The 23,037-nt window shown below is 67.7% G+C and carries 22 protein-coding genes and 1 tRNA gene; 12 read left to right on the top strand and 11 right to left on the bottom strand.

Annotated elements, in window-relative coordinates:
• Positions 1 to 13 precede the first annotated feature (13 nt).
• Genes rfbB through EPN29_06485 form a run of 3 tightly spaced genes read right to left on the bottom strand, consistent with a single transcriptional unit; the run spans position 14 to position 2,296 of the window.
• Positions 14 to 1,093, bottom strand: a complete 1,080-nt coding sequence (rfbB, locus tag EPN29_06495; protein TAN33190.1) for a dTDP-glucose 4,6-dehydratase — start codon at positions 1,091 to 1,093, stop codon at positions 14 to 16.
• On the bottom strand, positions 1,090 to 1,539 hold the full coding sequence (locus EPN29_06490; protein TAN33226.1) for a hypothetical protein: 450 nt from the start codon (positions 1,537 to 1,539) through the stop codon (positions 1,090 to 1,092). Before EPN29_06490 ends, rfbB begins: the two co-directional genes overlap by 4 nt.
• A 10-nt stretch (positions 1,540 to 1,549) precedes the next feature.
• Positions 1,550 to 2,296, bottom strand: coding sequence for a spore coat protein (locus EPN29_06485; GenBank protein ID TAN33189.1), 747 nt, complete (start codon positions 2,294 to 2,296; stop codon positions 1,550 to 1,552).
• A 50-nt stretch (positions 2,297 to 2,346) separates the two neighbouring features.
• On the opposite strand from EPN29_06485, the gene EPN29_06480 reads away from it, so the two are divergent.
• Together EPN29_06480 and EPN29_06475 are read left to right on the top strand one after the other, a co-directional pair.
• Complete coding sequence (locus EPN29_06480; protein TAN33188.1) at positions 2,347 to 2,679, top strand: hypothetical protein; 333 nt, start codon at positions 2,347 to 2,349, stop codon at positions 2,677 to 2,679.
• Between the two features lie 86 nt (positions 2,680 to 2,765).
• Positions 2,766 to 3,854 (top strand): DNA polymerase IV, encoded by a 1,089-nt coding sequence (locus EPN29_06475; GenBank protein ID TAN33187.1) that lies wholly within the window; start codon positions 2,766 to 2,768, stop codon positions 3,852 to 3,854.
• Here EPN29_06475 and EPN29_06470 read toward each other — a convergent pair.
• Both EPN29_06470 and EPN29_06465 read right to left on the bottom strand, forming a co-directional pair.
• Entirely contained in the window at positions 3,670 to 4,530 is an 861-nt protein-coding gene (locus EPN29_06470) for a 3'-5' exonuclease (protein TAN33186.1), read from the bottom strand. The genes EPN29_06475 and EPN29_06470 overlap by 185 nt on opposite strands.
• A complete protein-coding gene (locus EPN29_06465; GenBank protein ID TAN33185.1) occupies positions 4,527 to 6,002 on the bottom strand; it encodes a flippase in 1,476 nt (491 codons plus the stop codon). The genes EPN29_06470 and EPN29_06465 overlap by 4 nt, the downstream gene beginning before the upstream one ends.
• A gap of 176 nt (positions 6,003 to 6,178) precedes the next feature.
• On the opposite strand from EPN29_06465, the gene trpS reads away from it, so the two are divergent.
• The 4 genes from trpS to EPN29_06445 are packed head-to-tail and all read left to right on the top strand — an operon-like array spanning position 6,179 to position 9,110.
• Entirely contained in the window at positions 6,179 to 7,159 is a 981-nt protein-coding gene (gene trpS / locus EPN29_06460) for a tryptophan--tRNA ligase (GenBank protein TAN33184.1), read from the top strand.
• 30 nt (positions 7,160 to 7,189) lie between these two features.
• Positions 7,190 to 7,726, top strand: coding sequence for a ubiquinol-cytochrome c reductase iron-sulfur subunit (locus EPN29_06455; protein ID TAN33183.1), 537 nt, complete (start codon positions 7,190 to 7,192; stop codon positions 7,724 to 7,726).
• A gap of 9 nt (positions 7,727 to 7,735) precedes the next feature.
• Entirely contained in the window at positions 7,736 to 8,431 is a 696-nt protein-coding gene (locus EPN29_06450; GenBank protein TAN33182.1) for a cytochrome b6, read from the top strand.
• 1 nt (position 8,432) lies between these two features.
• Positions 8,433 to 9,110, top strand: a complete 678-nt coding sequence (locus EPN29_06445) for a hypothetical protein (protein TAN33181.1) — start codon at positions 8,433 to 8,435, stop codon at positions 9,108 to 9,110.
• A gap of 30 nt (positions 9,111 to 9,140) precedes the next feature.
• Here EPN29_06445 and EPN29_06440 read toward each other — a convergent pair whose 3' ends face one another.
• Complete coding sequence (locus EPN29_06440) at positions 9,141 to 10,676, bottom strand: glycosyltransferase family 2 protein (protein ID TAN33180.1); 1,536 nt, start codon at positions 10,674 to 10,676, stop codon at positions 9,141 to 9,143.
• Positions 10,677 to 10,739: 63 nt separating this feature from the next.
• On the opposite strand from EPN29_06440, the gene trxA reads away from it, so the two are divergent.
• Positions 10,740 to 11,087 (top strand): thioredoxin, encoded by a 348-nt coding sequence (trxA, locus tag EPN29_06435; GenBank protein ID TAN33225.1) that lies wholly within the window; start codon positions 10,740 to 10,742, stop codon positions 11,085 to 11,087.
• A gap of 54 nt (positions 11,088 to 11,141) precedes the next feature.
• Here the strand turns inward: trxA and EPN29_06430 are convergent, their stop codons facing one another.
• Both EPN29_06430 and EPN29_06425 read right to left on the bottom strand, forming a co-directional pair.
• Positions 11,142 to 11,510: a P-II family nitrogen regulator gene (locus EPN29_06430; protein TAN33179.1), complete on the bottom strand. Its 369-nt coding sequence runs from the start codon at positions 11,508 to 11,510 to the stop codon at positions 11,142 to 11,144.
• Positions 11,507 to 12,940, bottom strand: a complete 1,434-nt coding sequence (locus tag EPN29_06425) for an ammonium transporter (GenBank protein TAN33178.1) — start codon at positions 12,938 to 12,940, stop codon at positions 11,507 to 11,509. The genes EPN29_06430 and EPN29_06425 overlap by 4 nt, the downstream gene beginning before the upstream one ends.
• 424 nt (positions 12,941 to 13,364) lie before the next feature.
• Here EPN29_06425 and glnA point away from each other — a divergent pair, with 424 nt between their 5' ends.
• Positions 13,365 to 14,810, top strand: a complete 1,446-nt coding sequence (glnA, locus tag EPN29_06420) for a type I glutamate--ammonia ligase (GenBank protein TAN33177.1) — start codon at positions 13,365 to 13,367, stop codon at positions 14,808 to 14,810.
• Positions 14,811 to 14,860: 50 nt separating this feature from the next.
• On the opposite strand, the gene EPN29_06415 is transcribed toward glnA, so the two are convergent.
• A complete protein-coding gene (locus tag EPN29_06415) occupies positions 14,861 to 16,951 on the bottom strand; it encodes a GAF domain-containing protein (GenBank protein TAN33176.1) in 2,091 nt (696 codons plus the stop codon).
• Between EPN29_06415 and EPN29_06410 the strand changes: the two genes are divergently transcribed.
• Both EPN29_06410 and EPN29_06405 read left to right on the top strand, forming a co-directional pair.
• Complete coding sequence (locus EPN29_06410) at positions 16,919 to 18,661, top strand: ATP-binding cassette domain-containing protein (protein TAN33175.1); 1,743 nt, start codon at positions 16,919 to 16,921, stop codon at positions 18,659 to 18,661. The two genes, EPN29_06415 and EPN29_06410, sit on opposite strands and share 33 nt — an antisense overlap.
• Positions 18,658 to 19,983, top strand: coding sequence for a hypothetical protein (locus EPN29_06405; GenBank protein ID TAN33174.1), 1,326 nt, complete (start codon positions 18,658 to 18,660; stop codon positions 19,981 to 19,983). The genes EPN29_06410 and EPN29_06405 overlap by 4 nt, the downstream gene beginning before the upstream one ends.
• 272 nt (positions 19,984 to 20,255) lie before the next feature.
• Here EPN29_06405 and EPN29_06400 read toward each other — a convergent pair.
• Positions 20,256 to 20,328: transfer RNA gene (locus tag EPN29_06400), tRNA-Arg, on the bottom strand.
• A gap of 223 nt (positions 20,329 to 20,551) precedes the next feature.
• Here EPN29_06400 and EPN29_06395 point away from each other — a divergent pair.
• Both EPN29_06395 and EPN29_06390 read left to right on the top strand, forming a co-directional pair.
• Positions 20,552 to 21,181 (top strand): response regulator transcription factor, encoded by a 630-nt coding sequence (locus EPN29_06395; protein ID TAN33224.1) that lies wholly within the window; start codon positions 20,552 to 20,554, stop codon positions 21,179 to 21,181.
• 22 nt (positions 21,182 to 21,203) lie between these two features.
• On the top strand, positions 21,204 to 22,634 hold the full coding sequence (locus EPN29_06390; protein TAN33173.1) for a HAMP domain-containing histidine kinase: 1,431 nt from the start codon (positions 21,204 to 21,206) through the stop codon (positions 22,632 to 22,634).
• 90 nt (positions 22,635 to 22,724) lie between these two features.
• Here EPN29_06390 and EPN29_06385 read toward each other — a convergent pair.
• Positions 22,725 to 23,037, bottom strand: a 313-nt coding sequence (locus EPN29_06385) for an HNH endonuclease (GenBank protein TAN33172.1), incomplete at its 5' end; no start/stop codon positions are given.

Here is a 23,037-nt window from a genome sequence, read left to right as displayed (position 1 = left end):
TTCGGACGAAGAGCTACGCGGAGGGGCTGCCTTTGGGGTCCCCGCGACCCGGGCGCGGGAGGGCCTCCTCCGCCGTGCCGTCAAGCGGCCGGTAGTTCTTCTTGTAGTACTCCCAGTACTCCCCCGACTTGAGCGGCCGCCACCACTCGGGATGCTCCTGGTACCAGCGCGCTGTCCGCTGCAACCCCTCGGCCAGGGTGACCTTCGGCTCCCATCCCAGCTCCGTGATCCGCGCGATGTCGAGCGCGTAGCGGTAGTCGTGGCCGGGGCGGTCGGCGACGTACTGGATGAGGCTCCTCGGCTTGCCGATGATGTCGAGCACGGCCTCGGCGACCTGCTTGCCGCTGGTCTCAGCCCCCGTGCCCACGTTGTAGACCCCGCCCACCGGGGCCTCGTGCAGCACCCGGTCGATGGCGCGGCAGTGGTCCTCGACGTAGATGTAGTCGCGCACGGCTGAACCGTCGTTGTACAGCGGCAGCGGCAGGTCGTCGATCGCGTTCGTGATCAGCACCGGCACGAGCTTTTCGGGGTACTGGTAAGGGCCGTAGTTGTTGGATCCGCGTGTCACCAGGAGCGGCAGCCCGAAGCTTTCCGCGTACGCACGGGCGATGTGCTCGCCGCCGGCCTTGCTCGCGGAATAGGGACTTCGCGGACGGATCGCGTCGTCCTCTCGTGAGCGGCCGTGGGCCACGTCGCCGTAGACCTCGTCGGTGCTCACCAGCAGGAAGACCTCGTGGCCGTGCTGGCGCGCGGCCTCGCACAGCACGGCGGTCCCGCGCACGTCGGTTTCGATGAACGCGAACGGATCCATGAGCGAGCGGTCGACGTGGGTCTCGGCCGCGAAGTTGACGATCGCATCGGACTGCGCGGCCAATGAGTTGACGAGCTCCGCGTCGCAGATGTCGCCGTGAACGAATCTGTAACCGGGCTGGCCCTCGAAGTCGACGAGGTTCGCGAGGTTCCCCGCATAGGTGAGCTTGTCCAGCACGGTGATTTGCACATCCGGGCGGGTGGAGCGGAGCAGGCGCACGAAGTTGGAGCCGATGAAGCCCGCCGCTCCGGCGACCAGGAGCCGCTTGGGGGAACGGGTCACTTGATCGGAGTACCCGCCGTCCAGTCGTATCCGATCGCGGGATCGTCGTGCGGGATGCGACCCTCGTCCTCGGGCGAGTAGACGCTGGAGGTGATGTAAAGGAGGTGGCTCAGCTCGAGCGCCCGGCAGCCATGCGCCACGCCGGGCGGGATCTTCAGGCAGGCCGGCTGCCGGTCGCCCATGAGGAACTCCATCAGCCGGCCCCTGGTCGGTGAACCGTCGCGGGTGTCGTAGAGGGCGACCTTGACCGCCCCGATCACGTACCACCAGTCCGTCTGCCGCTGGTGGATGTGCCAGGCCTTGGCGCTGCCTGCATACATCAGCGAGTGGCTCCACTGGCCGAAGCGCTCGAAGAAATCGTCGGTCTCGCGGATCACCTCGCGGAAGAAGCCGCGCTCGTCCGCGTGCGTGACCAGCTCCTTGAGCACGACTCCCTCGATGGTCACCGGGGTCACCTCAGGGCTCCCGGTTGGCGCCGTGCGCGCGCACGAAGTCGTGGACCGCGTAATAGGCGTTCATCGACTCCCCGGCATCGCCCCAGAAGCCCTCGAGCACGTCGTACTCCATGAGGCCGTGATCCAGGTACCAGTTGTTGACGTCGGTGATCTCCAGCTCGCCCCGGCCGGAAGGCTGGAGCTCGGGCAGCACCTGCCATACCGTCTCGTCATAGAAATAGACACCGGTGACCGCGAATTCACTTGGCGGGTGCTCGGGCTTCTCGAGGATGCGCTCGATCCGGCGGTCGCCATTGATCTGAGCCACGCCCAGGTGCCTCAAATGCTCCGGGTCTGATTCGTGCGAGAGCACGACGCGAGCCCCGCGCTCCTGCCGACGAAAGGCTTCGACGCAGTGCCGGATCGACCGCTCGAAGATGTTGTCGCCGAGCAGGACGACCGTGCGGTCGCCACCCACGAACCTCTCGGCGAGGCTCAGCGCCTCGGCGATGCCGCCCGGCTTCTCCTGGTACGCGTAGAAGAGGCGATCGATGCCGAACTCCTGCCCGTTGCCCAGGAGCCGGAGGAACTCCCCCGCGTGGGTGCCCCCGGTGACGAGCATCATCTCCGAGACGCCGGCCTTGACCAGGGCTTCGATGGCGTAGCTGATCATCGGCCGGTCGTAGATCGGGAGCAGGTGCTTGTTGGTGATGCGTGTCAGCGGATGCAGCCGGCTGCCGGTACCGCCCGCGAGGATGACTCCCTTCATTCGATCCCGGATTCTACTGGCGAGCGCCAGCCCACCTATGCTTCGGGAAGATGGCGGGAGATCCCGGAGGCCTCAGCGCTCCACCGCCCCAGACGCGCTTTTCGGCGGACGGATTCTGGTGGTGGGACGGGGCGGAATGGAAGCCGGCGCTGTCCCAGGACCGCCTGTGGCGTTGGAACGGGCAGGCCTGGGAACCGGCCGGCGGCATTCCCGCCACGGGGTCCCGAACGGGCGCGGCCGTGGCGATCGGGATCACGGTGGCGGTCTTCGCCGGAGTCCTGGTCCTGGTGTCGATCCTCGTCATGGTCGTCCTGTACACGATGGGGGCTCAGATCTCGAACATCTTCTCCAACGTGGCGGCCGCGCTCGGCTCCCCGCCCTAGTGAGATCCCTCTAGAGCAACCACAACCAGGACCCCGAAAGCGGGTGGGCCACAAGTTGTTGTGGCAGACTGGCCGCGACACAAGCCATGCCCCGACCCGACAACTGGCCCCGCACCATCCTCCACGTCGACCTCGACGCCTTCTACACCTCGGTGCATCAGCGGGACGACCCCAAGCTCCGCGGGATCCCGGTGGCCGTCGCGGGGCGCTCGCGCCGGGCCGTGGTCATGGGGGCGTCATACGAGGCGCGGGCGTTCGGCGTGCGCTCGGCGATGCCCCTGCATGAGGCCCTGCATGCCTGCCCCCAGCTGATGGTCGTCACCCCGGACGGGTCTCGATATCGCGAGGCCAGCCGGGTAGTGCACCAAATCTTCCGGCGCTACACGTCGCCGGAGCTGGTCGAGGGCGTCGCTCTCGACGAGGCGTACCTGGACGTGACCGCCCGCACGCGGCATGGGACCTCGAACGCCGATGAGGTGGCGCGACGCATCAAATTTCAGATCCATACCGAGGTGGGTCTGACCGCCTCGGTGGGCGCCGCCACTTCGAAGCTGGTCGCCAAGGTGGCGAGCGGAACCCGCAAACCGGACGGCCTGGTCCTGGTGCCGCCCGAGTCCGAGGCTGACTTTCTCGCCCCCCTCCCCATCGGCGTCATCCCCGGCCTCGGCCCCAAGACGGAAGAGAGGCTTTTGGCCATGGGCCTACGCACGGTCGGCGAGCTCGCCGCCTACGAGACGCAGCGGCTCGTGCAGGCGCTCGGCGTCGGAGGCGCGGTCCTGCAGCGGCTCGCTCAGGGACGCGACCGATCGCCGGTGGACGGCAGCAAGCCGGCCAAGACCATCTCCGCCGAGACGACTTTCGAGGCGGACGTGAGTGATCGCGAGCAGCTCGAAAGGGCGCTCCGAGAGCTGACCGATCGCGTGGCCGAGAGGCTCAAGGCCGACGGCGTGCGCGCCCGCACCGTCTACGTGAAGCTGAAGCTTCCGGATTTCAAGCTGGTGAGCCGCCAGGTGAGCCGGACGAGCCCGACCGACGACGTCGAGACGATCTTTCGCGCCGCCCGCTCGGCGCTGGAGAAGTCCCACGTGGAGTCGAGGCCGGTGCGGTTGATCGGCGTGGGCCTGTCTGGGCTCGAGCACCCTGCGCCCGACCTGCAGCTGACGCTGTTCGATTAGGCGGCGTCCGGTCGACGACCGGACGGGGCAGGGCGGCGATGACCTCCCCGACCGTCGTCCAGCCAAGATTCTCCTGCGCCCGCTTGATGAGAGCGCGAAACACCATCGCCGTGGCGCGGGCGTCGCCCAGGGCGGCATGCGCGGGCGTGATGTCCAGAGCGAGCTCCTCAACCAGGCGCGCCAGCCCGGGAGTCTGGCCCTTCGGCAGGTCGAGGACCAGCCTGGCCAAGGCTGACGTGTCGATGATGGGGTGTTCGAGCGGGCTTTCGAGTCCACGGCCGACGAGCCAGGTGTCGAACGCATCGTGACTGTGCTCGACCAGGACCGCCCCGTAGGCGAAGCGGAGGAAGGCCCGGCGCGCATCCCGGAACTCGGGCGCGCCGATGAGCATCGATCGGTCAATGTGATGCCGCTTGCGCGCGTAAGGGTTGATCGGGGCGCGGCAGTCGACGAGCGTGTCGAAGAAGGAGAGCGGACCCTCCAAGCGGAACCGCTCGGCGCCGATCTCGAGCACGAGAAAGGGCGAATTGCCGGTGGTCTCCACGTCCAGCGCGACGAACTGGGCGGCCTCGAGCCTGGTCTGGGGACCCAGCTCTGGCGCGTCGACCGCGATCGCTTCCCAGGCGACGGGCTGCGCCGCGCCGCGCGGTTTGAGGAACAGCGGCTTGGAGCTCATCGGGCCAACGCGAGCGCGCGCCTCGCCCACGAGATCTCGCTCTTGGTCACCGCGCGCAACAGCAGGGCGGCGCCCGCATAAACCGCCACGCCGGCCCCGATCGGGATGGCGATGGCCGCGCCGCCAAGGTCGCGGAGGGGGAACACGGCCAAACCCATGACGAGGCCGGCGAGGACGACGCGCCAACTCAGCTGCAGCACAGGTACGCGGCCGATGTGACGGGCGGTCAGCACCCAGCCGGCGACGCCAAGCACGATCTCGGTCACGACGGTCGCCCAGCTGGCGCCGATGTAGCCGAACGCCGGAATCAGGGCGAGGTTCAGCGCGACGTTGGCGACCAGGCTCCAGCCCGCGGCCCACGTGAACGACGATTGGCGGTCGGAGGCGCTCAGGGCGCCGATGAACGCGTTGTTGGCGAAACCGATGCTCAGGGCGAGCGCCAGGATGCGCAGCGCGGGCGCCGAGGGTCCGTACAGATGCAGCGCGGAGGTCAGTGGTTGGGCGAGCACGAAGATGCCCACCGACATCGGCCAGCCGATCAGGAACAGCGCCTTGAAGAATCGGCTCACGGCGTCGATCTGCTCGGTCGGGCGCTCGCGGTGATACACGGAAAGGACCGGAAACACGACCGACAGAAAGGTCATCGGGATGAACAGCAGGGCCTCGAAGGGCTTGTAGGCCGCGCCGTACCAGCCGGCCTCGACATGCGGCCGGAGGGCATACACGATCGGCTGGTCGATCCTGAAATAGAGGATGGTCAGGACGAACGTGAGGGCGAAGGGAAGGCCCTGCCAGAGCCAGGCTCGCAGCAGCGCCGGCTCGAACCGCCAGCCGATCACCGCGATCCGCTTGAGCGCCAGCACGATCGCGAAGTAGAAGCAGCTGAAGGCGTATTGGGCCGCGTACGCCCACAGGAAGTACGTGACGCCTCGGCCCGTCTTGATGCCGATGAGCACGAGGCCGAGCAGCACCACGCTCTCGAGCACCACGGCGATGGCCTCGAAGCCCAGCTGCTGGACCGCGTACAGGGCGTTGCGGAGCAGCGTCGAGTAGGAGGTCAACACCATGAGCACGAAGCCGGGCACGAGCAACTCACCCAGCCCGGCGAGGGCGAGCACGGCGGCCAGCAGGACCAGGCTCACAACCGACATCAGGAGCCGGATCGACATAATGTTTCGGAGGTACCGCTGGATCTCGTTCGAATGGCGGGCGCCCTCGCGGACGAACAGGACGTTGAACCCCAGGTCCAGGACCACGCTGACGATCGCCGTGTAGTTGACCAGGGTCGTGAAGGTGCCGTAAGGAGCCGCGCGGAGGTGGTTCAGCATGGCGATGACGGTGACCAGCGCGATCACGCGCCCCACGACCTTGGCGGCGAGGACGATGACGGTGTTTCGGAGCGCCCGCGAGCCGAGCCCGGCGGTCGCCGCCGGCAGGTCGGAGGCTGGGTCGTGATCTGACAACTTCGCCAAATCCTAATCCCCGGTCGAGGGCGCTATCGGCGGCGGCGCCGCCCGGCCGCACTCCGGTGGCAGCCGCACCGAGCCCCCCGGCCGGGTGGATTTGGGGAGGGCTCGCGCTCCGGGGGCGCGCGATCACGGAGCTGGGATCCGCCCTGGACGGGGAGCACCGTTAGACTCCTCGGCCAATGGCTGAGCGAATCCGGATCCTCAGTGGCATGCGTCCGACCGGACGTTTCCACCTGGGCAATTACCTCGGCGCCGCCAAGAACTGGGTCGACCTCCAGAAACAGTACGAATGCTTCTACTTCGTCGCTGACTACCACGCCCTGACCACGGAGCCCGACGGCCACACCGTCGAGAGCAAGATCTTCGATCTGACCGCGGACCTGATCGCGGTCGGGCTCGACCCCAGCCGCAGCGTGATCTATCAGCAATCCAAGGTCCCGGAGGTCGCTGAGCTCTCCCTGCTGCTCTCCATGGTCACGCCGCTGAGCTGGGTCCTCCGCACCCCGACCTTCAAGGAGATGGCGAAAAAGCATCCCGACAACGTGAACCTCGGGCTGCTCTCCTACCCCGTCCTCCAGGGCGCCGACATCGTCCTCGTCAAGGGCGCCGGCGTGCCCGTCGGCAAGGATCAGCTGCCTCACCTGGAGCTCATCCGCGAGGTCGTGCGCAAGTTCAACCGCACCTACGCGCCCGTCTTCCCCGAACCTCGCGCCCTCCTCACCGAGGCGCCGCTCATCAAGGGCACGGATGGCAAGCAACGAATGTCGAAGACCGTCGGCAACGTCGTCGGCGTGACCGACGAACCCGAGGTCCTGCGTAAGCAGGTCCTCTCCATGGTCACCGACGTCAAGCGCATCTACAGGACCCAGCCCGGTCATCCCCGCACCTGCAACGTGTGCGCCCTGTACAAGTTCTTTTTCGACGACTGGCAGCACTACTGGGATCTGTGCCGCAGAGCCCAGATCGGATGCCACGACAAGAAGAAACTCCTGGCGGAGCGCATGATCGAGAAGTTCCGTCCGTTTCGCGAGCTCCGGGCCGAGCTCGGCCCGGAACAGGTCGGCGGGATCCTCGAGCAGGGCAGCGAAACAGCCAGGGCCGTCGCGCGCCAGACCATGGCCGAGGTGCGCCAGGCGATCGGCCTGCCGGCCCCGCGCTGAAAACGTTAGGACGATTAGAATTCTGGCCGGATGGCAGACGCCTCAGCGCCGCAGCAGCTCACACGACGAACCTTTCTCGGTTGGTGGATGGCCATGCTCATGACGGCGACGGTCGTCACCGGACTCGCTCCCATCCTGGTCTACCTCTGGCCGGCTCCGCCGAAGGGCCAGAAGAAGCAACCGGTGAAGGTTTCTCTCGACAAGGCCATCGATCAGCTCGGTGACGGAGAGGCGATCAAGTTCGACGCTCCGACGAGCCCCAATTCGGCCTTCATCATGGCCGACGGCGGTGGCGACAACGCCGCCGGCGACCTTGCGTTCGGTGGGTTCGTGGTCAAGAACCAGGGCAAGGTGGAGGTGCTCGCCATCAACTGCTCACACCTCGGATGCTCGGTCGCCGTCAACTCGGACAAGTCCGGCTTCGACTGCCCGTGCCACGGCTCAAAGTTCCATCTCGACGGGACCGTGCGCCACGGCCCGGCTGCCTATCCACTTTCGCACCTCAGCTGGAAGCAAGGCGATGACCCCAACACCATCCAGGTGGACGGCATCACCCTCGGGTTTTAGGGAATCCTGATGGCAATCCCCCACCCGCGCGAAATCCAGATGGCGGTCGTGGACTGGCTGGACGAGCGCTATCCGTTCACGAAGTCGGTCGACGAAGCCCTCTACCAGCGCGTGCCGAACTTCGCCAACGCTTTCTACTACTGCTTTGGCGGGATGGTCTTCATCCTCATCGTCCTGCAGCTGCTGACCGGCATCCTGCTCGCGCTCTACTACGTCCCCGACGCGACCGGCAGCCCGGCGCCCGCCTACACCAGCGTCAATTTCATCCAGAACAGCGTGTACCTGGGCTGGCTGATCCGCGGCGTCCACTTCTGGGGCGCCAACCTGCTGATCATCATGGTGCTGGTCCACATGGCGAGGGTCTACTGGACCGGATCCTACCGCGCACCGCGTGAGCTCAACTGGATGGTCGGCGTGCTCATGCTGCTGATCGTCCTTGCCTTCTCGCTCACCGGTTACCTCCTGCCCTGGGACACCAAGGCCTACTTCGCCACCGAGGTCACGATCAAGATCGCGGGCTCCGCTCCGCCGGCGCAGCTCGGCGCCTTCATCAAGGACGTGCTGCAGGGCGGACCCGTGGTGGGACCGCCCACCCTCCAGCGCTTCTTCACCATCCACGTGTTCCTTCTCCCGGCCCTGATCACGCTGTTGATGTACGTGCACTTCCGCTTCATCCGCGCTCACGGCATCTCGGAGCCGATGTGAGATGAGCGAAGACATCCGCCGGGAGGGTCCGGGCGCAGCCACAGCGGTCCGGGTGCCGGTCGTCGAAGCCGAGTCCCCTTCCGGCCACACCCTCGAGCCTGAATGGAAGCGTCTGCCGGTCGGCCCCGACCACATCCTGTACCCGGTGCTGGTCGGCCTCGCCCTGTTCCCCATCCTGATGGGCGCAGCCGGGCATCACCTCGCGGATGACATGCCCGACGACGAGACCCATCCGTTCTTCCCGGATCACTTCTGGCCCTACCCGATCATCGCCGTGATGATGCTGGTGACGGTCGGCCTGCTCGCCGCCTTCGTGCAGAGGAACCTGCAGCTGGAAACGTCGGCCGATCCGCGCACGGTCACGATCCCGCGGCCCGACTGGTACTTCCTCTTCCTGTTCCAGTTCCTGAAGCTCGGACCGGAGCTGATCATGTCCCTGGTCATCCCGCCGATCGTGGTCGTCGGGCTCCTGCTCTGGCCGTTCATCGACTCCATCGCCGGCCCCAAGATGGCCCGCCGCCTCGGCTGGAGGACCTGGCCGGTGCCCGGGCGCAACATCATCACCGGCACGCTCTGGGTGGTCGGCCTGAGCATCGTCGCGCTGCTGACCATATGGGCCCTGGCCGGGCCGCAGTTCTGCCTGCCCTGGATCATCAACAGCCCCGTCTGCGGGGCCTGAGACAGCCACCCGCACGAGTCGCTTCGCCCGTCACACCTTCTCGGTGACGCGATATTCCAGGTAGCGGCCCATCAGCAGCCGGGTGTGGGCCTCCAACGCGGGCAGCACGCTCAGGACCAGGCCGACGATCGGGTACGCGAGGTACTGCAGGTGGACGGCTCCTTTCTTCCAGAGCGGCCATTCGGCCGGCTTCGGCGGCAGCATCCTGATTTCGACGTACACGAAGAAGACCACCGTCGACAGCGTGGTCGACAACAGGATGCCGGAGTAAGACCACAGCGTCTGGCCCAGGTCGGTGAGCGAGAAGTCGACGCTCACCCAGATGGGCACCGAGGCGCCGAACATCAGGAACAGCGGCAGGAAGATCCAGTTCAGGTGGTTCAGGAACAGGTTCATGAAGCGCCTGATCCGCAGCCCCAGCGGGATCTCGGGATGCTTGAACAGGCGGGCGAGGACATATGGCACGTCGGTAATGCCCCACGCCCAACGCTTGATCTGGTTGTACTGGCTCATGTGAGTCGACGCGTAGTCGCGGGACTTGGGTGAATCGCCGTACAGCGGCAGGTAGACCGACTTGACGGCAAAGCGCTCGCCGAAGGTGAAGAAGGCCTTCCAGTAGAACCGCGAGTCTTCCGGGATCACGTCCTTGTCCCAATAGCCCACGCCGTGCACGAACTCCAGGCTGCACGTGTAGCTGCTGAAGGCCACGAGGCGGTGGGGCCGCGAATGCAGGAACATCTGCCACTGCGACGTGCTCGACGACATGATCCGCACGGCCATCGGCACCTGCCAGATGTTGTTGTGGAACAGCGGCACCGGCTGCCAGATCAGGTAATCGCGCATCGCCTCCCGGGCGTGATGCCAGCTGATCCACGCGAAGTACTGCGGATGGACGCGGTAATCGGAATCCAGGTCGGTGATGAGCACCTGACCGAGGTCGTAACCCTCCTCGGTCAGCACCCGGACCATCCAGCGGCCGCCCCAGTTCATGGCGGCGGATTTGCCGATCACGATCCCGGGCTCGAGCGGGTCTTTGATGTGATAAAAGCCGCGTACCTGGTCCCCGAACTTGGCCTTCAACCGGGCCACGTTCTCCCACCCTGGCTTGTCCGTCTCGCGGGTGATGATCCCGACCATCTTCAGCTCGGGCGGGTAGTTGGAATCCACGATCGCCTGCACCGTCCGCTCGAGCACGTGGTACGGCTCGGTATAGGTCGGGATGACGCACAGGTGGTAGTACTGAAGCGGGTCGTGGGCGCCATGCGCCTGATCCTCGCGACACAGCGCCAGCCAGTCCTGCCCCATGTCCCGCCGCATCCGGAACAGCGTGCTGTAGACCCCGGTCACCACCGTGATCGCGCGCAGCATCCAGTAGATGTCGAAGACCAGGACCGAGACCGCGACCGCCAGCGCTCCAGGCGATTGGAAGACGATCGGGATCCACGCCGGCGCCAGCAGAAGCACCCAGGTGACAAGACCGGGGGCAGCCTCGAACAGGCGGGCGCCGAACTGCCGCCACGCCTGCTCGAGAGCCGGCGCCGGGCGGTCCGCGGGGAGGGTGGTCACCGCCCGATTATGGGACCGCCGGCTTGGAGGGGTCGGAATAGCTTCAGCGGCGCCGCGCTTTCAGTGGACATGAACAACATCAAGCACTTCGACAGCCAGACCTTCGAGGCCGACGTGCTCCAAGCCAGCGAGCCCGTGATGGTCGATTTCTACGCCGACTGGTGCGGCCCCTGCCGCATGATGACGCCGGTCGTGGAACAGCTGGCCGGTGAGTATGCGGGCAAGGTGACCATCGGCAAGCTCGACGTCGATCTCAACCAGGACATCGCCATCCGCTACGGCGTGATGGGGATCCCGACCCTGGGCCTGTTCCGTGACGGGAAGCTGGTCGACCGGCTGGTCGGCTACCCCGGTGGGGCGGCCCCGATCAAGGCCTGGATCGAAAAGAACGTCGGCGTCGCCGCCGCCTAACCCGTAGAAAGCGCCGTGAGAGGGAACCCTGCGGGTTCCCTCTCACCTGTTCCGTCAATGGCCCCACATCGCTCTTTGCGCATGCTGCACCGTCTCCGGGCCGTGCTCGCCCGTTCTGATGCGCACCGCGTCGTCGACGCCGATGACGAAGATCTTGCCGTCGCCCACCTCGCCCGTGCGTGCGGCGACGGCCATCTTGTCGACCACTGTCGCCACTATCTCCGTCTTCATCACCGCTTCGACCTTGAGCCGGGGCCGCAGCGAGATGTGAACGGCGGCTCCGCGGTATTTCTCCGTGTAGCCTCGCTGCGCGCCGCAGCCTTTGACCTCCGTGACGGTGACGCCCGACACCCCGCACTCGTCCAGCACGTCCTGGACCTCCTGCAGCCGCTCGTGACGGATGATCGCGACCACCATCTTCATGCCGACGCCACCTCCTGTTGCGCGGCGCCCGCCGGTTCGTGGCCCCGGTGGGGGTTGACGGTCGGCGTGTCCGGCTGCCGGTAGACGCCGCCCGGGACGGGCATGAAGGACTCGGGGTAACCCCACATCCCGTGCTCGCTGATGTCCAGGCCCTCCATCTCTTCGGACGCGGAGACGCGCAGGCCGACCGTGCGCTTGATGACCCAGAACAGCCCGTAGCTGAGGACGAACACCGTCACGAATGACGCGGTGACGGCGATCGCCTGCGCGCCGAGCTGGTGGAAGCTGCCGGTGTAGAACAGGCCGCCCTGACCAACGCCGTTGAACTTGGCCAGCGCCGGCACGGTGAACAATCCGCAGCTCAGCGTGCCCCAGATGCCCGCCAGGCCGTGGGCCGGCAGGGCGCCGACCGGATCGTCAACGTACCGGTCGAGGGCGAGCACGCCCACGACCACGATCACGCCCGCGACCGCTCCGATGACGATCGCGGCCCAGGGTTCGACATAGCCTGACGGTGCGGTGATGGCGACCAGCGCCGCGATGGCGCCGTTGCCGATCATGCCGACATCCATGGTCCTGGTGATCATGTAGACCGTGGCGAGCGCGGCCACCGCGCCCCCGGCGGCGGCAAGGTTCGTCACCACCACCACGTCCGCGAAGTGCAGATTGGTCGCGTTGAGGGTGGAGCCGGGATTGAACCCGAACCACCCGAACCAGAGGATGAGAACGCCCAGCTGGGCAAGCGGCATGTTGTGGCCGGGGATCGCGTTGGCTCGCCCGCGTTCGTACTTGCCGATGCGCGGCCCGAGCAGGAGCAGGCCCGCGAAACCGGCCGTCGCGCCGGTGAGGTGGACGACCGTCGAGCCGGCGAAGTCCTGCGAACCCAGAGTCGCCATCAAGAACCCGCCGCCGAACAGCTGGTGGCTGACCAACGGATAGATGAAAGCGGCAAACGGGATGCCGAACAGGATGTAGACGATGAACTTGGTCCGTTCGAGCATCGTCCCCCAGACGATCGCCAGGGAGACGGCGCAGAACACGAACTCGAAGAACCATTTGGCGGCGGCGGGCGCGGTGCTGGAGGCGATTGCCGGCAGGTTCAGCTGCGAGCCCGGGCTGAAGGTGGGAAAGAAACCGCTGCCGCCGATGACGGCGAAGAGCCCTCCCGCGCCAAATGCCACCCCGAAGCCGACCGCCCAGTACGCGACCGAGCTGACGCTCAGGTTGGTCACCACCTTGGCGACCACCGTGCCCACGTTCTTCATGCGGCTGAAACCGACCTCGAGCATGGCGAAGCCGGCCTGCATGAACATCACGAAGCAGGCGGCGACGATCACCCACACCGTGTCCGCCGCGACGCCCGCCGCCTGGGTTGCGGTGCTGTCGTCGGCGAGGACGCCGGCCGGCAGAAGGGCGGCGAGCAAGGCCATGCCCGCGGCGACGGCCAGCGCCGCACTCCGCTTCCCGACTGCTCGCGCGACTGCCCTCTCCCCATGGGAAGAGGTCCGGTGAGGGGATGATTCCAACCGCTTCAGGTCTTGACTCGGCGTGGGCAAGGCTGACGTCACCTCCGAATGTGGATGCCGCCGGGACGGCTCGACGATGAGGCTAGGCCCGCAGCCAGCCCGCCGAAACGTGTGGTGAGTACGAACCAACCCCCTTCAGCCTGTGCAGAGCGCACGAGCCGTGCGACCTGTGGATATTTCTCCTCGTGTCAACCACACATAAACGGTGGCTTCCAATTCGTGCCAGTGCCACCGTGAACCTCGCCGGCTCGGCGCCTACGATGGCCATGAGCCCGTCAAATTCGAGGGGCGCCCAGCGCGCCCGGCAATCCCAGGTTCAGGAGGGTAAATGGCGATACAGACCAAGTCCGTCAGCAAGACCAGCCCGCGCGAGGTGATCGAGCGGGCGAAAGCCCAGGGCGTCGAGATCGTCGACGTCCGCTTCATCGACCTTCCCGGCACGTGGCAGCATTTCAGCCTGCCGCTCGGTGAGCTGCAGGTTGACAGCTTCACCAACGGGCTCGGATTCGACGGCTCCAGCATCCGCGGCTTCCAGGCGATCGATGAGAGCGACATGCTGCTCATCCCGGACCCGGACTCCGCGACGATCGACCCCTGCCTATCGCACAAGACCCTGTTTCTCATCTGTGACGTCATCGACCCCATCAATCGCGAGCCGTACACCCGCGACGCGCGCTTCATCGCCAGGAAGGCGGAGGAGCATCTCAAGCGGTCGGGGATCGCCGACGTCAGCTACTGGGGGCCGGAGGCGGAGTTCTACATCTTCAACTCGCTCCGCTTCGACCAGAACGCGTACAGCGGCTACTACCACATCGATTCGGAGGAGGGCATCTGGAACTCGGGCAAGAACTCCGAGCCCAACCTGGCCTTCCGGCCGCGGCACAAGGAGGGCTACTTCCCGGTGCCGCCGACAGACAAGTTCCAGGATCTCCGCTCCGAGATCATGCTCAAGCTGCTCGAGGCGGGCGTGCGGGTCGAGGTCCAGCACCACGAGGTCGGCACGGCCGGCCAGGCTGAGATCGACATGCGCTTCGACTCCCTGACCAAGATGGGCGACAAGCTCATGGTCTTCAAATACGTGATCAAGAACGTCGCGGCGCAGCACGGCTACGTGGCGAACTTCATGCCCAAGCCGCTGTTCCAGGACAACGGGTCCGGGATGCACGTGCACCAGAGCCTGTGGAAGGACGGGCAGAACCTGTTCGCCGATGCGGACGGCTATGCCGGCCTGAGCCAGACCGCCGTGCATTACATCGGCGGACTGCTCAAGCACGCGCCGGCGCTGCTTGCCATTTGCGCGCCGACGACCAACTCGTATCGACGGCTGGTCCCCGGCTACGAGGCGCCGATCAACCTCGTCTATTCGAAGCGAAACCGCTCCGCGTGCGTCCGGATCCCGATGTACTCGACCGACCCCAAGACCAAGCGTGTCGAGTTCCGCTCGCCTGACCCGGCCGCGAACCCCTACCTCGCGTTCGCCGCCTGCCTGATGGCCGGACTCGACGGGATCAAGCACAAGATCCTGCCTCCGGAGCCGGTCGACAAGGACATCTACGAGCTCGACGGCGAAGAGAAGGCCAAGATCAAGTCGGTGCCGGGTTCGCTCGGCGAGGCCCTGGACGCGCTCGAGAATGACCACGCGTTCCTCCTGGAGGGCGGGGTCTTCACCAAGGACGTCATCGACACCTGGATCGACTACAAGCGCAAGCGGGAGGTCGAGCAGGTGGCTCTGCGGCCGCACCCGTGGGAGTTCATGCTCTACAGCGACGTTTAAAGGACCACTCTCCGAAGGGCCCCGGTTCGACCGGGGCCCTTTTTGTTTCTCTACATCCCGAGCATGGCGCGGGCACGCAGGGCGATGGAGATCGCGACTCGCGTTTCCGGGTCGTCCAGCTGCAGGCCGGTGAGCGCCTGGATCCGCTCCACCCGGTAGCTCATCGAGTTGATGTGGATCCCCAGCTGCCGGGCGGCCGCCCGCCGCACCCAGCGCGCCGCCGAAAGAGCCTCGAGCGTCTCCAGCAGCGGCGTATCCCGTGATTGCGCGTACTGCAGCAGCGTGCCGAGCAGCTCGTCGACGAAGCGGCGCAGCGCGTCGGGGCTCTGCACCTCCAGCAACAGCCGGAACGCTCCCAGCGAGCGATAGGACGCGACCCGGCCGCGCCCACCGGCGCGGCGCGTGAGCCGCAGCGCCTGTCGGGCTTCGATGTGCGACCGGGCGAGCTCGCCGACACCATTGGCCACGTTCCCGATCCCGACCGAGGCGGTGCCGGGCTTCATCACCGGGGCGGCCGCGGCCAGGACCTGGCCGGCGAGCTTCTCCACCGTCGGCAGGTCGGAAGCCAACTCGTCGGGGACCAGGAACACCGCTGACGCGGAGCGGACCAGGGTGAGGGCGCCGGGCAGCCGGGAGCGGATCAGGCCGCTGAGCGCGCCGTCCAGCCGGTCCTGCTGGCCGCGCGCTCCGAGCGCCGCCTCTGTGTCGTCGTCGTCCGGTTCCAGGACGACGACCCACGCGCGCTGCGGGAGTCTGTGGCCCAAGCGCTCCGCCTGGCGCGCGACACGCTCGGCCTCGTCAGCTTCGAGTCCGCCGGCAAGGACCTCTTCGACCAGATCGCCGCGCAGCCGGCGCTCGACCTCGGCCGCGGCCCGCTCCTTGGAGAGCTCCAGCGCCAGCACCGTCGACCCGTGCTCGAGGGCACGGCGCCGGCCGTGGGAATCCACCGTCTTCTCATCCACGCCGACCGCGAGCAGCCCCAGCACGTCGGAGCCAGCGCGCACCGGCACCACGTCCAGCGCCCTCGCCGGTCGTCCCGCGTTGATCCGGACCTCTCTGGCCCCGGCCTGGGCGAGCGGGCTGGGGACGTGAATGCGCTGGGGCATGCCGTCGGTCGACTCCCCCGCTCCCCGCACCCGGTACCCGTCCGCCGAGTAGAGCGCAGCCCGCCCGCCCGCCAGCGAGCCGACAACCTCGAGGATCGATCGGATGCCGGCGCCTTCGAGCGAGAGCTTCGTGAAGCGCTCGTGGATGTCATGCGACATCTGGATCTCCGCGAGCTGAGCCTCCATGCGCCGCTGCAGCTCGCTCCGCTCGAGGATCCCCGCCACCTGGCCCGCGATGGCGCGCAGGAAGTCGATGTCGCCCGAGTCGAAGTCGCGCTTCGCGGCGCTCTGCACGTTGAGGACGCCGACGAGACGGGGGCCCGATTCGATGGGCACCGAGAGCATGGACTGGAAGCGGTCCTCGTCGAGGCCCGGCACCCACTTCCAATGCGGCTCCTGGCTCACATCCGGCACCACCGTCGGCTGCCGGCTCTCAGCGACCCAGCCCGTGATGCCCTCGCCCAACCGCATGACCACCTTGCCCACCATGTTTTCGTTGAGCCCGTTCGTGGCCGTCAGCAGCAGCTCGCGGCCGCGGGGTGTAACCAGGTAAAGCGAACACACGTCGGTACCCGTCGCCGACGTGGCCTCGCGGATGATGAGCTCCAGCAGCTCGTCCGGCCGTTGCGTCGAAGCCGCCGCCTGAGCGAGCCGCACGAGAAAGCTCAGCTCCCGAGCGGCAAGGCTCGAGTCCTCCCCCCCACCTTCGATCCGCACGTCCCTCAACTTATGCCGGCTCCTCACGCCAACCCTCGTGTAAATAACACCACAGATTCTCGGACTCCTAGTGTGCCTTATACAGATTTCTGAACGACCACGAACACCTGCGCCACCCTGCAAGCCGCAGGCGCCGGTGGGCCGCCGGCCTCGCCGGCGGTCATCGAAACCTGAGGTTTTCCTGAGCGTGGCGAGGACTACTCTGTCCTGTGGAAAGGGGTGGGATACCGACAGGTAGCCACTGACGGCGCGCGCGTCTCGAAGCACGGCGCGGCCACCGATGGGATGCGCGCGAAAAACAACGGGGCGGCACATCATCGCCCTCCGGCCGCCGACGCGGTGGCGACGGAGCCGGTGGTCCGGCTCACGCGGGTGACCAAATCCTTCGGCCGGACGGCTGTGCTGAGCGATATCAGCTTCACCGTCACACCCGGCGAGTTGGTCGAGGTTACGGGTCCGAGCGGCTCAGGCAAAACGACATTTCTGCGCCTCGTCCACGGCCAGCTGCGCCCGAGCCGTGGCGAGGTGTGGGTGGAAGGCCGCGGTCTGCATCGGTGGTGGCGCCGCGGCCTGGGACGGATCCGCAGGGACGTCGCCTTCATCTTTCAGGAGCAGCGGCTGCTGCCGCGACTCGACGTCCTCGAGAACCTCGTCCTGGCATTGCAGGTGCGCGCTCCGCAGCTGCCATACCGCACCACCAGGCAGCGGGCGCTCGAAGCGCTGGAGTCCCTCGGCCTGCTGCACAAGCGGCGCTCGTACCCGCACCAGCTCTCAGCCGGCGAGAGGCAGCGCGTGGCGGTCGCCCGCGCGCTGGCCGCACGCCCTCGAGTGCTCCTCGCCGACGAGCCCCTCGCTGGCGTCGACGAGGACAACGCTCAGGTCGTCATGCGCCTCCTCGAAGAGGCGGCCGCCAACGGCACCGCGGTCATCGTCGCCACGCATCAGCCAACGTTCCGCTCGAGCCGCCTGCTGCGCCTCCCCAGCGGCAAGGTCCTGCTGAACGGGTCGCGGCAGCTTGAAAGCAATGGCGGTCATGCCGCGCAACCGCTGTGGCGCCGCCTGCTTCCAGTCCACGAGCGGCCGCGAAAGCGCGCGGCGCGGCCGTCCCGACTTCCGGTCTGGCGCCGGCTGGTTGCGCTGTGCGCCAACAGCTTCCGGCTCGTGGTGTTCGGCGGGCTGCGCAGCTGGACTCGTGACCTGCGACTGACCGCACCGGCGCTGGGATCGATGGCCTTGCTGCTCGTCTTTTGCGGGGCGCTCGCCCTGGTCGGGCTTGCCCTCGACCGCGTCGCGGCCCAGCAGGCCGCGCAGGCCTCGATCGTGCGCGTCTACCTGGCAGCGGGCGCGACGCCTGATGCCGTGTCGGCGCTCAAGGCTCGCCTCGTCGCGGACCCCAGGGTGGCTTCGGTCACCGAGTTGAGCCCCGAGGCGGCGCTGGCCGAGGCGGGCAGCCATCCCGGTCTCGACAACCTGGCGAGCCTGAGCACGACCAACCCGTTTCCAGCGAGCCTTGACGTCCAGGTTCGGCAGGTGACGAACGTCGGAGTGGTCGCCGCCTCCGTCACCGGAGATCCAGCTGTGGACTCCTCGTACCCGACCTCCTACGATCCAGACACCTATTCGCGGCTCCGCCGGGTCGCGCTCGTCGCCGGCGCGGTGGGCGGCGGGCTCGTCCTGCTGTTCGCTTTGGTCGCTTACGCGGTGATCGCCAACGCGATGCGCGGCATTGCCGCGGCGCGACGGGATGAGGTGAAGGTGACGCGCCTCCTGGGCGCCGCGGGCTGGATGCTTCGCGGGCCGTTCGTCGTCGAGGGCCTCACGACCGGCGCGCTGGCCGGCGCGCTGGCGGCCGCGGCGGTCGCGGGCGCCTGGCTCCTCGCCAATCACTTGGCATCCGCCACGTACGCCCAGGTCCTGCCGGGCGTCGGTCCCGATCTGGTCCAGCTCGTGCTCGCCACCGTCATCGCGGCCGGCCTGGTCCTGGGCGCGCTGACCGCGACGCTCGGCTTCCGGCAGATCCGCGCGTGACTCGCGGATTGGGCGCGCTGGCCCTGGCCGGCGCGCTGCTCGCGCTGCAGGTCTCGAGCGCAGGCGCCGCGAATCCGTCGACGTGCCCGTCGCCCAGTCCAGCGGGCACCAGTGCGGCTTCCGGCGCACGGCTGGCCTCGCCCGCGCCGACCTGCCCGGCGCCGGACGCGACGCAGGCCGCGTACGACCATCTGCGGGCACAGCTTGGCGGCGACCTCGCCCAAGCGCTGACCGCCGAGCAGCAGCTGGCGCTCGTACTCGACCAGACAGCCGCGAGCGAGCGGATCTTGACCGACCAGATCGCCCGCGAGGAGGCTCGCATCGCCGGCCTCGAAGACCGGATCTCCCAGCTCGACACGCAGATCTCGCAGACCCAGGACCGCATCGAAGTCGAGAGGACGCAGGTCGCCGCCATGGCGCGAGCGATCTACCGGCAGCCCGATTCGCTATTGGTCCTCGTCGCTCGTACCGGAAACCTGCGTGACGCGATCCTCGCCACCGCCGACCTTGTCGTCGCCGGCCAGCGCGCGCACGCCTTGCAGGCGCGGCTGCAAGCCGACCTCGAAAAGCTGCAGGCCGACCGTGCCGACCTCGCAGCCGAGCTGGACCGCGAGCACGCGCTGCGAGACGGGCTCGTCGCCGACCTCGGCGCTCTGGAGGTGCTGATGAACACCCAGAACGGCATCAACAACCAGCTGGCCGGGCTCACGAAGCGCCTTCAGGACGCTGCCGCCGGGCTGCAAAACCAGCCTCCCGAGGTGACGGCCAACCTCGCCCAGCTGCTCGAGCAGGAGGAGCTGGACCTGCTTCAAAGGGCGTACCAGCAGGCATGGAACCAGGCCCAGGTGGGGACGGGGCTCGCGCTGGTGGCGGGGGAACTGCCGGCGAGCAGGACCGTGGCCGGATTGACCCTTGCCTGGCCGATGGCCGGCGCGCGCGTGACGCAGCCGTTCGGCCCGACCAACCTCGTCCTCGAACCCCCGCTCGGACCGTTCCCCCACTTCCACACCGGCATCGACATCGCCGCTCCGCTGGGCACCCCGGTGCTGGCCGCCGCCGACGGCATCGTGGTTGCGGTCGGCCACTCGGGGGTGGGCTACGGGAACTACGTCGTCGTCGCCCACGGCGGCGGGATCATGACCCTGTACGGCCACCTGCTCGAGACCGACGTCTTGGTCGATGACCTGGTCGTGCGCGGGCAGCGTGTCGGGCTGGAGGGATCGACGGGGTACTCGACCGGGCCGCACGTGCACTTCGAGCTGCGGGTGGAGGGCCAGGTCGTCGACCCGATGCCCTACCTTCCGGCACCGGCCGCGGCCTGATCGGCGCCCGCGTGGCACAGCTCATGGGCTGATGGCCACCGTGCACGAGTAGATGGTGCACCCGGCTTCAAACCTTCGTCAGGCGCTCCCCGGCATCAGCGACGCCACCATGCGTCAAGTTCTTCGCCAACTGCGTGAACAGGAGCTCGTGACGGCCAGCGCCGGCCGCTCGGCGCGCTGGAGTTGGCGCGCGCAGCGCTGAAGGCGGCACGCCGAGTCCCCTGCCTGACGGGCTGCAGCCGGCGTATTCGCTTCGCCGTCAACGACACAAGTGCCCCCGGAGGGAATCGAACCCCCGACCTTGACGTTAGGACCGTCCTGCTCTATCCCCTGAGCTACGGGGGCTTAACGCGACCAGCAGAGTTTACCCACCGTCGAGCCCCGCCCCTGGAACGGCCGGCATCACGCTCCACCTTCCGGCGGCATCGCGACCGGGCAGACCCCAAGTCGCTTCCCAACGGATTTTGAGCAATTTCCCAGGAATCGAGCCCAGCATTGAGGGGTGAACCCCGACGGGACCCGCGTGCTCGTGGTCGACGACGAGCCCAACATCACCGAGCTCGTGGCCATGGCCCTCCGCTATGAAGGCTTCAGCGTCAAGACCGCCGCCACTGGACGCGGTGCGCTGACGGCGGTGACCCAGTTCTCTCCGGCGCTGGTGATTCTCGACGTGATGCTGCCCGACATCGACGGTCTCGAGGTGCTGCGCCGGTTGAACAGCGCGGGCAGAAAGGTCCCGATCATCTTTCTCACCGCCAGGGATGCGACCGAAGACAAGGTGCACGGCCTCACCATCGGCGGCGACGACTACGTGACCAAGCCTTTCAGCGTCGAAGAGCTGATGGCACGAGTCCGGGTGGTGCTGAGGCGGCACGGCAACACGGAGCCCGAAACCGGCAAGCTCGCGCTCGAGGACCTCGAGCTGGATGACGAGGGCCACGAGGTCCGGCGTCACGGCCACGTCGTCGACCTGACCAACACCGAGTACCGCTTGCTCCGTTACCTGTTGATCAACGCGGGCCGCGTGCTCACCCGCAGCCAGATTCTCGACCACGTGTGGCATTACGACTTCGGCGGGGACGCAAGCGTCCTGGAGACGTACATCAGCTACCTGCGCCGGAAGGTCGATCGCCACGATCCACCGCTCATCCAGACCGTGCGCGGCGTCGGCTATGTCCTCCGCCGCCCCAGAAAGTGAAGAGCCGCCGCGCGGTCAGGAAATGACCCGGTCGCTGCGCGGGCGGCTGCTCATCGGTGTCATCTCGCTGGTGGCCACCGGACTGCTGATCTCCGACATCGCCACGTACGCAGCCCTGCAGTCATCCCTGATCGGCAGGATCGACCGGCAGCTGGGAACGCGATCGATGGTCGACACCGCGGTCGCCGTCATTGCCGGCCAATGCACGAGGCGAGTGCCGGGCGCTCCGGCCGAGTATCCAGCCGGCACGGTCGCCGAGCTCATCGGCCTGGACGGCACGGTGGTCACGGCCTGCACGCTGCAGTTCGGCTCGACGTCGACCCGGCCGGCGAGCCCTGTGCTGCCGAAGCCCCTGCCGACCGCGGGTATCGACACTCCTGCCCCTCCGTTCACCGTCAGCGGGACGGGTGGCGTGTCGCAGTACCGGATGACCGACTGGCCCGAGAACCTGTTCGATGGCCAATACGTCGTGTTTGCGGTTCCGCTGACGGAGGCTCAGTCCACGCTCAGCCAGCTGCTGCTGCTGGAGGCATTGATCGGCCTGAGCGTCGTCGCCGGAACCGCGGTGCTCGCGCTGCTCATCATCCGACTCGGGCTGCGACCGCTGCAGCGAATGGGCGTCGTGGCGGCGGATATCGCGGCGGGAGACCTCAGCCGCCGCGTCGAGCCCGCGACACCGGAAACCGAGATCGGGCGGCTTGGTCTGGCCCTGAACGGCATGCTCAGCCAGATCGAGGCGGCGTTCGCCCAGAGCACCGAGACCGAACAGCGGCTGCGGCGCTTCGTCGCGGACGCCTCGCACGAGCTGCGAACCCCATTGACCTCGATCCGTGGTTACTCGGAGATGCTCCGGCGCGGCGCGGCGAAATCGCCGGCCGACTCGGAGCTCGCGAGGCGCCGCATCGAAGAGGAGGCCGTCCGCATGTCGGTGCTCGTCGACGACATGCTGCTCATCGCGCGGCTCGACCAGGGCCGGCCGCTGGAGAATGAGCCGGTCGACCTGCAGGCCATCGCCGAAGACGCCGTGGCCGACGCGCGCGCGGTCGCGCCGCAGCGTGAGATCAGCCTCAGCACGCCAGGCCCGGTGGTCGTCCAAGGAGACGACACGCGGCTGCGACAGGTTCTGGGCAACCTGGTCCGCAACGCACTCGTGCACACGCCGCAGCTCAGCCCGGTCGACATCGCGGTATCGACAGCGGATGGCAACGGACGGCTGTCGGTCGCGGACCACGGCCCAGGCCTGCGGGCCGATCAGATGGACCGGATATTCGAACCCTTCTACCGAGCGGACCCGAGCCGGAGCCGGGACAGCGGCGGCGCGGGGCTGGGCCTGTCCATCGTCAGCGCGGTGGTCACCGCCCATGGCGGCCGCGTCAAGGTCACCGAAACGCCGGGCGGAGGGGCCACGTTCGAGGTCGAGCTGCCACTCGTTACCGCCGACAGGGCTGACTAGGATGCCCTGTCCCAGAGTAGGAGAGGCACCGGTTCCGCGATTACGCGACCTAGGCCGCCCAGCGCACACCCGGTCCGCGCGCCCGCCGCATCACCACCCGCTCGGGCGGCAGGAAGCGGAACTCGCGCCCGGCCTTGACCACCTGCCATCCCCCCTCGTGGACGAGGCGATGTGAGCGAAGCACAAAAGCACGAGGTTGGCCAGGTCGGTCGGACCGTTTTTGCTCCAGGCGACGATGTGATGCGGCGTCGACCAGTTGACCTGGCGGTCGCAGCCCGGCCAGCGGCAACCGCGATCCCGGAGCCGCAGCGCCCGCCGCGCCGGCGCCGAGACCACCCGCGTCGCCCGGCCGACGTCGATCACCACCGAGCCGGCGAGCAGGACGCGGGAGATGGCGGCGTCG

It is taken from the genome of bacterium (assembly GCA_004299235.1).
GTDB lineage: Bacteria > Chloroflexota > Dormibacteria > Dormibacterales > Dormibacteraceae > SCQL01.
Note: the sequence above shows the minus strand (reverse complement) of the source record. Positions and strands in the feature narration are given on the sequence as shown.